This is a genomic window from Anaerococcus tetradius ATCC 35098 (assembly GCF_000159095.1).
In the GTDB taxonomy this organism is placed as follows: Bacteria; Bacillota; Clostridia; order Tissierellales; family Peptoniphilaceae; genus Anaerococcus; species Anaerococcus tetradius.
Window position 1 is genome coordinate 8,799 of the sequence record NZ_GG666296.1, and the last position, 12,409, is coordinate 21,207.

At 35.8% G+C, this 12,409-nt stretch carries 11 protein-coding genes; 7 read left to right on the plus strand and 4 right to left on the minus strand.

The genetic code is table 11. The annotated features are described in order from the left end of the window. Positions 1–64: 64 nt before the first annotated feature. The 4 genes from HMPREF0077_RS03155 to HMPREF0077_RS03170 all read right to left on the minus strand — a co-directional run bounded on the left by HMPREF0077_RS03155 (position 65) and on the right by HMPREF0077_RS03170 (position 5,019). Entirely contained in the window at positions 65–1,261 is a 1,197-nt protein-coding gene (locus tag HMPREF0077_RS03155; RefSeq protein WP_004836506.1) for a glycosyltransferase family 4 protein, read from the minus strand. After that, positions 1,258–2,187, minus strand: a complete 930-nt coding sequence (locus tag HMPREF0077_RS03160) for an ABC transporter ATP-binding protein (RefSeq protein WP_004836507.1) — start codon at positions 2,185–2,187, stop codon at positions 1,258–1,260. Before HMPREF0077_RS03160 ends, HMPREF0077_RS03155 begins: the two co-directional genes overlap by 4 nt. Position 2,188: 1 nt before the next feature. Then, the gene (locus HMPREF0077_RS03165; RefSeq protein ID WP_248596429.1) at positions 2,189–3,652 is read right to left on the minus strand and encodes an ABC transporter permease; all 1,464 of its coding nucleotides are present in this window, start codon (positions 3,650–3,652) and stop codon (positions 2,189–2,191) included. Positions 3,653–3,879: 227 nt separating this feature from the next. Further along, on the minus strand, positions 3,880–5,019 hold the full coding sequence (locus HMPREF0077_RS03170) for an extracellular solute-binding protein (protein WP_004836509.1): 1,140 nt from the start codon (positions 5,017–5,019) through the stop codon (positions 3,880–3,882). A gap of 176 nt (positions 5,020–5,195) precedes the next feature. Between HMPREF0077_RS03170 and HMPREF0077_RS03175 the strand changes: the two genes are divergently transcribed. The 7 genes from HMPREF0077_RS03175 (at position 5,196) to HMPREF0077_RS03205 (ending at position 12,395) form a co-directional block, all read left to right on the plus strand. Continuing rightward, the gene (locus HMPREF0077_RS03175; protein WP_004836510.1) at positions 5,196–6,110 is read left to right on the plus strand and encodes a DMT family transporter; all 915 of its coding nucleotides are present in this window, start codon (positions 5,196–5,198) and stop codon (positions 6,108–6,110) included. A 363-nt stretch (positions 6,111–6,473) separates the two neighbouring features. Continuing rightward, positions 6,474–7,043, plus strand: coding sequence for an alkyl hydroperoxide reductase subunit C (gene ahpC / locus HMPREF0077_RS03180; RefSeq protein ID WP_004836511.1), 570 nt, complete (start codon positions 6,474–6,476; stop codon positions 7,041–7,043). Position 7,044: 1 nt separating this feature from the next. Continuing rightward, positions 7,045–8,574, plus strand: coding sequence for an alkyl hydroperoxide reductase subunit F (gene ahpF, locus HMPREF0077_RS03185; protein WP_004836512.1), 1,530 nt, complete (start codon positions 7,045–7,047; stop codon positions 8,572–8,574). A 303-nt stretch (positions 8,575–8,877) separates the two neighbouring features. Continuing rightward, positions 8,878–9,573, plus strand: a complete 696-nt coding sequence (locus tag HMPREF0077_RS03190) for a ZinT/AdcA family metal-binding protein (RefSeq protein ID WP_004836513.1) — start codon at positions 8,878–8,880, stop codon at positions 9,571–9,573. After that, the gene (locus HMPREF0077_RS03195) at positions 9,557–10,939 is read left to right on the plus strand and encodes a metal ABC transporter substrate-binding protein (RefSeq protein WP_004836514.1); all 1,383 of its coding nucleotides are present in this window, start codon (positions 9,557–9,559) and stop codon (positions 10,937–10,939) included. The genes HMPREF0077_RS03190 and HMPREF0077_RS03195 overlap by 17 nt, the downstream gene beginning before the upstream one ends. Then, entirely contained in the window at positions 10,936–11,607 is a 672-nt protein-coding gene (locus HMPREF0077_RS03200) for a metal ABC transporter ATP-binding protein (protein WP_004836515.1), read from the plus strand. The genes HMPREF0077_RS03195 and HMPREF0077_RS03200 overlap by 4 nt, the downstream gene beginning before the upstream one ends. Continuing rightward, on the plus strand, positions 11,601–12,395 hold the full coding sequence (locus HMPREF0077_RS03205) for a metal ABC transporter permease (protein WP_004836516.1): 795 nt from the start codon (positions 11,601–11,603) through the stop codon (positions 12,393–12,395). Before HMPREF0077_RS03200 ends, HMPREF0077_RS03205 begins: the two co-directional genes overlap by 7 nt. The last annotated feature ends 14 nt before the right edge of the window (positions 12,396–12,409 follow it).

The window sequence follows — 12,409 nt, forward strand, 5'->3', positions numbered from 1 at the left end:
AAATTTTTTTAAAATTTTGTTAAGGAAGTCAATCAATTAATTTCTTCGAATTTAATTGATTGGTCTAGCTTATTATTTCAAATATCTTTCTTCCCATATTTTTCCAAGAGTATTTTTCTATTTCTTTATTCACATCTTCTGTGAAGATTTCTTCGTCTAGTCTTTCTATTTGCTCTTCGATTTTGCCTGCTATTCTTTCTACATAGGAATCGACATCTTCTTCGTAAGGCTGGTCAACGTTTTTTATTCTTGGTAGGGCTACAAATTCTATAGCCTTTTTCTCTTTAATTATTGGGCTTAATAGTTTATCTAGACCTTCTATGTAGCTTGTTACTACTAGTTTATGGCAAGCCAAGGCTTCGATTGCCACAAGTCCCAAGGCTTCAAAGTATGATGGTAGGACAAATATATCCATCTGCCTTAGATGATCTGCCATTGTTTTTTGGTCTTCGGCGTCGTGAATTATTAGATTTTCTGAATTGTCGGTATTTTCTCTTAGGATTTTCTTATCTTCTTCACTTGCATTTCCGACTATATACATTTTTATCTTTAGATATTTTTTCTCTAAGGTCTTTAGGCTTTTGGCAAGCTCAAAGACCCCCTTAGACCTAGTGATTTTTCCTGCATACATTATTCTGATGATATCATCGGTTTTTGCCTTTGGGTTTTCATAGAATACTTCTTGGTTGAATCCTCCCCCTATTAGACTAATTTTTTTTACTCCAAGTTTTTCCCTTATACTTTCATCTTCTTGGTCAGTTACTGTCAAAACTTGGTCGAGCTCTTTGATATGGCCTAGTCTTTTTAAAAATCTAGGATATTTTTTTATCTGTCTTATGTCGGTTCCGTGGGATATGCCCACGACTTTTAAATGTGGAAATATTCTTCTTACTAAGTCTGTTACAAAAAATAAGTGGTGGCTTATTACAAGCTCTGGCTTGAAAGAATCTTTTATTTCAATTAGCTTATCCCTAAAAGCTTCTTCTAGCATATCTATCTCATCTTCACTCATCTTGCTATAAACTGTCGACTCATAGGGCATAATATCACTCATTCCACATATGTGGAATGGCAGTTTTTCTGTCATGTAGACTACTTCTTTGGAATTTTTTATAGGAAAATCAATTTCTATTGCCTCTTCTGTCCCGTAGAGGGCTAGATTTTCATGGCCCATATCTTCAAAGCTTTTTATTAAATTTGTAAAGTAGACTCCAGATCCAGTTTTTTGTGGAAGCTGGGTTAAAACGTGCAGTATCTTCATCTTATTTCCTCAATCTTGTAGGTTACTTTTATCTTTTGGCCGACCTTGTATTTTTTGCCATCATTTAATTTTGTCATTTCCATTTCTCTTTTGTCGTTTTTTAGGAAAATTCCTAGCCTATCCCCATCAAAGTTAAGATTCTCTATGACAAATTCTTCTCCCCTGTCATTTTCTATAATTTTTTCTGGTCTCACATAGCCTCCATCAAAGAGATTGGCCTTACCCATAAATTTTAGGGAAAATTCATCCTTCGGGTGATTATATATTTCTTCTGGGCTTGCCTTTTCTATGAGCCTTCCTTTATTTAATATAATTATTTCATCAGCCATAGCGAAGGCCTCATTTCGGTCGTGGGTTACAAAGATGGTCGTTATCTTAAAGTCTTTCTGTATACTCTTTATCTCTTCTTGCATTTTATTTCTCAAATTATAGTCAAGGGCTGATAGGGGCTCATCCATCAAGAGTAGTTTGGGTTTTACAACTAGGCTTCTTGCAAGTGCCACCCTTTGCTTTTGTCCACCAGATAATTCACTTTCATATCTTTTTTCAAGGCCTTTAAGTCCAACTTTTTCAAGAACTTCCAAAGCTTTCTTCTTTTTTTCATCCTTAGCTAGGCCCTTGGCCCTGAATTTTAGACCGTACATTACATTTTCTAGGACATTCATGTGGGGAAAGATTGCATATGATTGAAAAACTGTCGAAACATCTCTTTCTTCCGGGCTTTTTTCGCTTACATCTTCTCCATCTATAATAATCTTTCCTTCATGGTCTAAAAAGCCTCCTAGGCAGTGAAGGATTGTAGACTTGCCAGATCCAGAAGGGCCCAACAGGCACAAAAATTTTCCCTCTTCTAGGCCAAAGGATATGTCTTTTATGGCGTAGGCCTGTCCATATTTCTTAGTTAAATTTTTTATTTCTAGATACATCTTATCTCCTTAGCCAGTGGCTTTTTTCTTTTGTAAGGACTTGGATTAGTAGGTTAAAGATTAGGCAAATCACAAGGATATAGAGGGCAATAACAGAGCCTTCATTGTATTTGCCACTGTTAATTACATCAAACATTACCAAGGTCATTAGTTTTTTGGATGGATAAACTAAAAAGATGATAGAGCCCACTGTAGTCATTGTGGTAGTGAAGGCATTTATAAGGCTTACCCTCATGCTTTCTTTACTTAGAGGAAGGATTCCATCCTTGATTTCATAAAAGGATCCCCCTCCCAAATCCCTTATTGCCTTTAATATATTTTTATCGACAGACTTCATCGAAGCGTTAAATATCCTAGTTGAAAAAGGCAGTTGCTTAAATAAAACATTGAGGATAACTATGGCACTTGTCCCAGTTAGGTATAAGGGCTTATCCCTAAAAAATAAAAGATAGGCCAAGCCAAAAAACATGCCAGGAATTACATAAGGTAGGTTTGCAAAATAATCAATGACTTTCATATAAGAGTCTTTTTTTATTATCAAATAATATCCGATTAACATACCAAGCAAGCTCCCCCCTAGGGCTGATATAAGTGAATAAGTAATCGACCTTATAGTAATTGAGTTGATATATCTAGCAGTATCTTTGAAGTTTTCTAAGCTAAAGACTAAGCTTCCATCTTTCATGCGGCTAAAGGCAGTAAATATTATTGATATATATAAGATACTTAGGGTTAAGAGGAGGAGGCTTGATATAAATGCTATCGTGTAATACAAGATAGTCTTATCATGAAGCTTGATAGCCTTTCTTTGAGATGAAAGACCTAGACTTGTATAATTTTGCCTATTTTTCGCAAAGATAAAATAAACTAAGAGAGTCAAAAATAGAATTATTATATTCATAGACGCTGCAAGAGAAAGATTTCCATTGGCTATGACCTCAAAATATGCTTCTAAGGCTAGGACAGAAAATTTACCTCCAATTATATTAGGAGTCGCAAAATCTGCTATTGATTTGAAAAAACTTAGCATAAAGACAGCAGAAATTCCATTTTTCATAGAAGGAAGTAGGATATCTATAATTATATTATTTGTCCTAGCCCCAAGACTTCTTGCTGAATCTATTATCCTCTGGTCAATTTTTTCTAAGAAGCCTACAAGAAGTAAGGTATTTAAGGATAGGTAAGAAATGCTTTGCATGGACATAATCCCCCACATATTGTAGGGATTTAAGGATAGACCCAAAATCCCATAGGAAATAAAGCCTCGCCTGCCGAAAAGATTTATGTAGGAAAGACTCGTTACAAAGGGCGGAGAGATTAGTGTTATAGATAAGATAGTGGTAATTATTAGCCTAATCTTTTTGTTTGAAAAATAGAAGAAAAGACTAACAAAAACAGAGCTAACTACTGACAAGATACTAGTGCCAATGGAAAGCTTTAGAGAATTGCCTATCAACTTCTTCATCTTCAATACCCTTATTATATTAGCCAAAGTAAAGTTTGGCCCTATGAAAAAAGCCTCCTTAAAGACGAAGATTAAGGGCATTAATATAAAAATTATTACACTCAAACTTAATAGTGACGGAACTATTAAGGATTTTATTTTTTTTAGCAAATCGCATCCCTCTCACAAAAAAGAGCTTTTACAAGCAAACTTTTTTATAAGTTAATTTTGTAAAAGCTCCCCAGCTATTATTTTTCGCTAGCCTTATCCTTGGCTATTTCTTTGAATTTATTTAATATTTCATCTCTCTTTGTACCAAAAGTTGATAGGTCTTCGTCAATTAGCTTATCTTTTGGAAGGCCTAGGTCGAAGCCCTTGGCTCCTTCAACAATTAGTTGGTTAGTATCTTTGCCATCAATGTCAGCAATCATCTTTTGGGCTTCAGCTGTAAGCATGAAATCTTCGAAAGCTTTAGCTACATCAGCATTTTCGCTATCCTTAAATACAGCTACTCCCTCTGGTACCCAGCTAATTCCATCTTCTGGATAAACTACAGAAAGTCCGTTATCCTTAGCAGCATCGAAGGCTTTTTTATCAACTGGAATAATTCCAATAGCAAATTCTCCTTGGGCTGTCTTTTCTTGAGGGTCTTTTCCTCTTTTTGAATAGAAATCTATATTTTCGTTGATTTTTTCAAATAAAGCCCAGCCTTCTTCCTCCCCATATAGGTCTAAGAGTCCCTTTAAGGCTGCATAATTTGTTCCAGATATAGCAGGGTTAGACATGATTATCTCTCCCTTGTACTCTTCCTTGGCAAGGTCCTTCCATGTTTTTGGTGCTTCTAGTCCCTTTTCTTTCAAAATTTTATCATTTACAATAAAACCTACCACAGTTAGACCCTTAGAAGTATAAAAGCCATCCTTATCCCTAAACTTTTCTGGAATCTTATCTGTCATTTCTGACTTATAAGAATCAAGAAGCCCATCTTCTTTAGCTGCCATGAAAGCATCAAGTCCGCCACCAAACCACAAGTCTGCCATTGGCTTTCCTTCAGCCTTAGTTCTTGTTATAACTTCTCCAGAAGACATTGATAAAAATTCTACCTTAGCTCCTGTAAGCTCGCTAAATTTATCGAATAAAGGTACGTAAGAATCACTTGTAGCAACTACATTTAAGTTTCTTCCCTTAAAATCTGGCAAAGTAAGCTCACTAGCCTTGGATGATTCTTTGTTATCCTTATTTTCTTTCTTATCTTCCTTGTTCTCATCAACTTTAGCCTCAGTTTTTACATCGTTGTTGGCTGCTTCTTTGTTATCAGCAGCCTTTCCACATGCACTTAGTGTAAAAATCATGGTCAGTGCCAATAACAGTCTTGTTATTTTTTTCATATTTCCTCCCTATTAATATGTGATATACTACTATCATAACATAAATAAAATATTTTATCAAAACGATTCGCTTCTTAAAACATTTTGATAAATTACAATTAATTAGTAAAGTAGTTAAAGAATTATTAGAAATTTATAATATAAAAACTAAATTCTATCTAAGAGGAGGAGATAACTTGTTAAAAAATAAGAAATTAGCGATTGTTTTTTCGATTTTCGCTATGCTTTTGTGGGGTTCAGCCATCCCTACCATAAAAACTACCTATCTAGAACTAGGCATTGGTCCTAGCGATACTGGACTAAAGATATTAATTGCTGGAATAAGGTTTTTCATGGCTGGAATCATAACCTTGTTATATTTTTTCATTTTTGACAGGTCTTTTAAGGATGTTAAAAAAATAAATTGGAAATTTGTCTTAATCCTGGGCTTAGTTCAAACAAGTATCCAATACTTGTTTTACTATATAGGTCTATCAAATACCTTTGGGGTCAAATCTTCAATTATCCAGGCAGCCAATTCCTTCATAGTTGTAATATTTTCCGCCCTACTTTTGCCAGAAGATAAGATTAATTCAAAAATGATTCTTGCCCTTATTATAGGAACAATAGGTATTGTAATAACTAACACTGGAAAACCAATAGGCGGTGAAGCTATGAAGCTTAATGGTGAGGGCTTCATCATCATATCAACATCAATAAACGCCTTCTGCACTGTTTTAGTTAGAAAATATGGCAAGGGCATAAATGGCTTCTTGTTGACGGGAATCCAATTTTTAGTAGGCTCAATCGTCTTAATTTTAGTGGGAACTGCTGTATCATCAAATACTTTGCACTTTACAATGAAAGCGGCTATACTTCTAATCTATGCTGCCTTCATATCAGCAACTTCCTTTAGCATATGGACTAAGGTTCTACAAATCCATTCAGCTAACGAATTTGGCATTTACAAACTTTTCGTTCCATTATTTGGATCTATCCTCTCAGTGATAATCCTCGGAGAAAGTTTTACAACAAGGCTTGCTTGTGGCATGGTCCTCGTCCTATCAGCTTCCTTGATTTTAAACTTAAATAAGAAAAAGCTTAATAGATAAAGCTAAGGCTTAGACCCCTATTTCAAATCACTTATTTGATTGAAATAGGGGGTTTTTTTGATATTGAATTTGCTAGTCTATCTAAATTCTTTGGAAAGATTTTCTAACAAAATTTAGAAATTTCCTATTAATTTTTAATAAAGTAAAGATAAGTAAAGAAAAATCTAGTTGCCTAAAAATTTCCTTCTATCTACAGCTAGGCTAAACTAATAACTTAACTTAGCTATTTTCTTTAATTTATGCTGGTAAATAAAAATATATTTACCAACTAATTTGACTTTTAGTTTAGAATGATTATAATTATTGTATAGCGAGTGATAATGATTATAATTATGACTTAGTATAAAACAAAAGGAGAAAATTATGGCTTTTATAGGAAGAAAATTACCAGAATTTAGTTTAGACGCTTACAACCCAGCTAAGGAAGAATTTGTTACAATTACTGACAAGGACCTCCTTGATAAGTGGACTGTCCTCATTTTTTATCCAGCAGACTTTACTTTTGTATGTCCAACAGAGCTTGAAGACATGCAAGAATCATATAAACAATTAAAAGAACTTGGAGCTGAAGTTTATTCAGTATCTGTTGATACACACTTTGTTCACAAGGCATGGCATGACAACAGCGAAGCAATTAGTAAGATTGAATACACAATGATTGGTGATTCAAACAAAGAACTTACTAGAGAACTTGACCTTCTTGACCCTTCAGGCAAGGCTTTAAGGGCAACTCTTGTAGTAGATCCTGAAAATGTAATCCAAACTATCGAAATCAACGCAGATGGAATCGGTAGAAAGGCAAATGTAAATATCAACAAGATTAAAGCAGCTAAGTACGTTGCTGCCCATCCAGGTGAAGCTTGTCCTGCTAAATGGGAAAGTGAAGAAGATGCGACCCTAACACCAGGTCTTGATCTTGTAGGAAAAATCTGATATGTTAGATCAAAAACTAAAAAGCCAGCTAGCCCAATATCTTGACTTATTAAAGACAGAAGTCGTTATTGGGCTTTCTGTCAATGAAGATGAAAATTCTAAGAAAGTTAAAGAATTTGTTGATGATGTAGCAAGTCTTTCTTCGAAAATAAAAGTCGAAGAAAAGAAACTCCAATACATTCCTTCTTTCGAGCTAAAGGGAGAATTTGACCATGGAAAAATCGTCTTTGCCGGTCTTCCTCTAGGTCACGAATTTGCGTCCTTTGCCCTTGCCCTCCTTCAAGTTGGAGGAATTGAGCCAAAGGTTGATCCTAGCATAAAGAAAAGAATCAAGGCTCTTGATGGATGTGATTTTGAAACAATAGTTTCCCTATCCTGCCACAATTGTCCAGATGTTGTCCAAGCCCTCAATATAATGGCAATCCTAAATCCTTCTGTAAATCACACAATGATTGAAGGATCCATGTTCCAAGACCTAGCAGAAGGTCGTGATGTACTTGCAGTTCCAGCTATTTTTAAAGATGGGGACTTCTTCGAGGGTGGCAAACAATCAATTGAGACTATCCTCGATAAACTCGGCTCTAAGATAGATGCCAATCACTTTGCTGATAAGGGACTTTTCGATGTCCTAATAATTGGTGGTGGTCCTGCAGCAGCAACCGCAGCAATTTATGCAGCAAGAAAAGGAATCAAGACAGGAATTATTGCAAGCGAATTTGGTGGTCAGGTAAATGAAACCCTAGGTATAGAAAATATTCCTGGCTTTAAATACACCGAAGGCCCTGATTTCATGAATCAAATGAAAGAACAAGCCCTAGCCTTGGATGTTGATATAATGACAGGAGCCCTTGCAGATAATATAGAAAAAAAGGATGCTCTTGTTGAAATAAGCCTAGATAATGGAGCAAAATTAGAAACAAAAACTGCAATTATAGCCACAGGTGCTAGATGGAGGCTAATAGGTATCCCTGGAGAAACTGAATTTAGAAACAAGGGAGTAGCTTATTGCACCCACTGTGATGGCCCACTCTTTAAGGGCAAAAACGTAGCAGTAATCGGCGGAGGAAATTCAGGAATAGAGGCTGCAATTGATCTAGCTGGCATGGTTAAACATGTAACCGTCCTAGAATTTTTGCCAGAATTAAAGGCTGATGAAGTCCTCCAAAAAAAGGTAAAATCCCTAGCTAACGTAGATATCATAACCAACGCCCAAACGACAGGTCTATATGGTTCTAACAGACTGGAAAACCTAGAATATACAGACAGGATTTCTGGAAAGGAAAACAAGATTGATATAGCAGGTTGCTTTATCCAAGTAGGCCTTGTGCCAAATACAGAATGGCTAGAAAAGACAGAAGTAAAACTTAGCCAAAGAGGAGAAATTATCACAGGTCCCGATGGGGCTACAAATGTAGAAGGCATCTTTGCAGCAGGAGATGTGACAGAAGAGCTATTTAAACAAATTGTTATAGCCGCAGGATCAGGTGCGACAGCAGCCCTTGGTGCTTTTAACTTCTTGATGAGAAAATAAAAATCTAACATATAAATTATTAATAAACTAAACTTTAAAATCCATCCAAGAAACGGTCTCTTCCCCTTATGGGGATTGACCGTTTTTTATTTTATCTTCGCAATATTTACCTATCTTCTAAATGTCTTCTACTAGACCTAAAATCCTATCCTTAAAACTGATTAGCTAATATTTATTGTAAAAAATTTTGTTAATTCCCTGTCTTTTTTTGATAATGCAAATCACTCTTGACTAACTATTTGATATATGTTATCATTATCATGACTAGTCAACTGATAACAAAATATAAGTATGAGGTGAATTATGAAAAACAACAAGAAATATACTCTAGTAGCTCTCCTTTCTTTAGGTCTTATCCTTTCTGCTTGCCAAAAGGATCAAGCTAATGATAAGGCTTCTGATAATGGTAAGGCAGAAACTAAGGTAGAAGAACAAGCTAAGGAAGAAAAACCAGCTGAAGAATCTAAAAAAGATGCTAAGGATGCTGATAAAGCTTCTGAAGAAGTAAGCATGGCTGATTGGGAAGGCGAATGGAACAGCATGGGTGGTTACCTAGAAAAACCTGAAATCCAAGCTGCTTACAAGACCCTAGCTGAAAAAGAAAATACAGATGAAAAGACTGCTAAAGAAGGATACCTAAAGAAAAGAAAATGTGATTTTGGTGGTCTTGAAATTTCAGGCGACCATGTGAAATTCTTAAAGGAATTCCCAGAAGCTAAGGGCGAAGTTATTGCCGAAGCTGATTACAAATTCAAGGAAAAAGTAGAGGCAGAACATGAAGGCCATAAATTAGAGTGGGATATCTTCGAAGCTACAAGCGAAAATGCTCCTTACAAGGTTCTCATGATGATGCCTATCCACGGTGAAGAAAGTCTAACCCACTTCCACATGAGATATGGTGATGATAAGGATAGCCTCCTTAAAGAAGAGGGCTGGTATCCAACCTTTGTTAAACCATCTTCTACCGACCAACAAATCATAGATGAAATTAGTGAGTAGGATATTATCCCTTGGTCTTAGGGCTAAAAGTCCTTATAGATTTAGGCTAAAGAATTTTCTTGTAGTTTTTCCCCTACTAATCCTCTTTTTAGCAAGCGGATGTTCAAAAGACAGTAAAAAGACTAAAGATTCTCCCTTAATTTATACTTCTTTTTATCCAATCTGTGACCTAACAAAGATGGTTGGTGGGGATACTATAAATGTAGAATCTTTCATGCCCTTGGATAAGGATCCTCATATTTGGGAACCAAGTCCAAAGGATATGAAAAAGCTAGCCAAATGCGACCTTCTAGTTGTTAATGGAGCAAATATGGAGCCTTGGCTTGATACTGTTAGAGAGAATTTGCCAAATCTTGATATCCTAAAGCTTTCAGATTCTGTGGACCTCATTACTTATAAGGGGGCAGCAGCTATTGGTGATTTTCAATATCTAGCAAGGATTGATGTCGAAGCGGGTAAGAATAAAATCGACTTCGGCCACACCCACGAGGATATGATGAGGGTCGCTTTTATTAAAGACGAAGGACTTAGCCAAAAAGATTTGGTAAAAAAGGCCAAGGAAGTGATGAGCCAAAAGGGCGAACTAGTCCATCAAAAATCTACAAGCAAGATAGAAGAGGGCAAGGTTTACGGTATAGAGATGGGCCATGAATCTGGTGAAGTATTTTTTGATTTCCCAGAAGCTGGCAAATGGATTTTCATCTCTGATAGGATAAGCGAGGACTTGCTCCCATACAACTTTGCTGATGGCAAGGGAAATTTCTTAAAGGATGAGGGTAAGGAGGTCTCCCTTATGGAGGGCTCTTCGTCAGGTTTTGATAAAATTACCTATGACCCTCACTCATGGATATCTATTGTCAATGCTAAGAAATACCTAAATGCCATCCAAGAAAAACTTATTGAAAAATATCCGGACCACGAAAGACTTTATAGAAAAAATAAGTTAAAATACGTTGATAAATTGACAGATATAGATGCAGAATATAGAGATAAATTCGCAAAGCTTGATAAAAATAGGAAGAATTTCCTAACCCTCCATTATGCTTACGCTTATCTAGCTAGAGATTTTAATCTTAACCAATACCCTCTCCAGGGCCTAACTAGCCTTGAAAGTCCAAGTCTAAAGACAATCAAGAAGGCTATCGACTTTTCGCAATATTACCATATTTCAACTGTCTTTTATGAATATGGTCAAAATCCAAAACAAGCCAAGGCACTGGCAGAAGAAATAGGGGCTAAGATCTCTCCTCTTGCCTCTATGGAGTTTTTAAGCAAAGAACAAAAAGACAAAAATCAAGACTATATTGATTTGATGAGAATGAATCTAGAAAATCTCTACAATTCTATGGCCGAGGAGGAAAAATGAAAGCAATAGAAATAAAAGATGTGACCTTTGCCTACAACAAAATCCCCGTCATAAAATCCTGTGATTTTAGCCTAGAGATGGGAGATTTGGCCCTTATCCTTGGTGGTAATGGCAGTGGTAAGTCAACTTTGATTAAATTAATGTTAGGTGAACTAAAAAAAGATACAGGTTCGATAAAGATTTTAGGAAAGAATATCGAAGATTATAAGTCCTATAAAGATATCGGTTACCTTCCTCAAATAAATATTGTAAATAAGATTTCTTTTCCTATAACTTGTTTGGAGCTTGTATCTTTAAATCTTTATGAGGATTTCGGTTTTATCAAAATCCCTAGAAAATCCCATTACAAAAAGGCTAAGGATATCCTTAACAAGATGGGCATGGGGGATTTTATCAATACTCCTGTTAATGAATTATCTGGCGGACTTGCCCAAAGAGCAATGATTGCCAAAGCGATGATTAATAACCCACAAATCCTCATTTTAGATGAGCCTACAGCAGGTGTAGATAAGGAAAGTAAGGCTAATTTTTTTGAAACCATAGACATTCTTTCAGAGAAATTTTCCATAACTATTGTCATGGTAACTCATGAACTAAAGGAAATGGAAAGCCTTAACTTCACTATGAAAAAATATGAAATGACTGAAGGGAGGCTTGTAGAATGTTAGAATTTGCTTTTATGAGAAAAGCCCTACTTCTAGGTTTTCTCCTTTCTATTATGATTCCTATTATAGGAATAGTTATTGTCAATAGAAAGACCTCAATGATAGGCGATGCCCTATCTCATACGGCCCTTGCAGGCGTTGGTATGGGGCTTATCCTTGGCTTTGATCCTCTTTTAGGATCTGCTATTATTTGTGTAATAGCAGCCTTTCTTATAGAATTAATAAGAAAAAAATTTCCCCAATATGGTGATATGGCAACAGCAGTAATAATGTCGACAGGTCTTGGTATAGCAGCCATCCTGTCAGATTTCGCTCCCGGTGGTAATTCCTTCGAGTCCTACCTTTTTGGTTCGATCTCATCAGTTACCACTGCTGATATAATAAATACATCCATTGTGTTTGTCTTAGTTATTATCCTTTCTGTAAGCAGGTATTCAGCCCTTTTAGCTATTGCCATAGATCCAAATACTGCAAGGCTTTCTGGGGTTAAGGTAGAAGCTGTTGATGCTATCTTTACCCTCCTTGCAGCTATAACTATAGCCTTATCTGTTAAAATAATTGGAGCCTTGATGGTTACAAGCCTCATCGTTCTTCCAGTTGCAACAGCCCTTATAGTAGCTAAATCCTACAAACAAACTTTTTTCATCACTACTATTCTTGGTGTTATTTATATGATGCTAGGTATTATCCTATCCTATAATTTTGACATCAAACCAGGCGGGGCTATTGTAGTAAATGCAATTATCGGCATGGCTGTCTTTGCACTTTATAAAAAATTTTTAAGAAAATGAGTTAACTAAAAAGA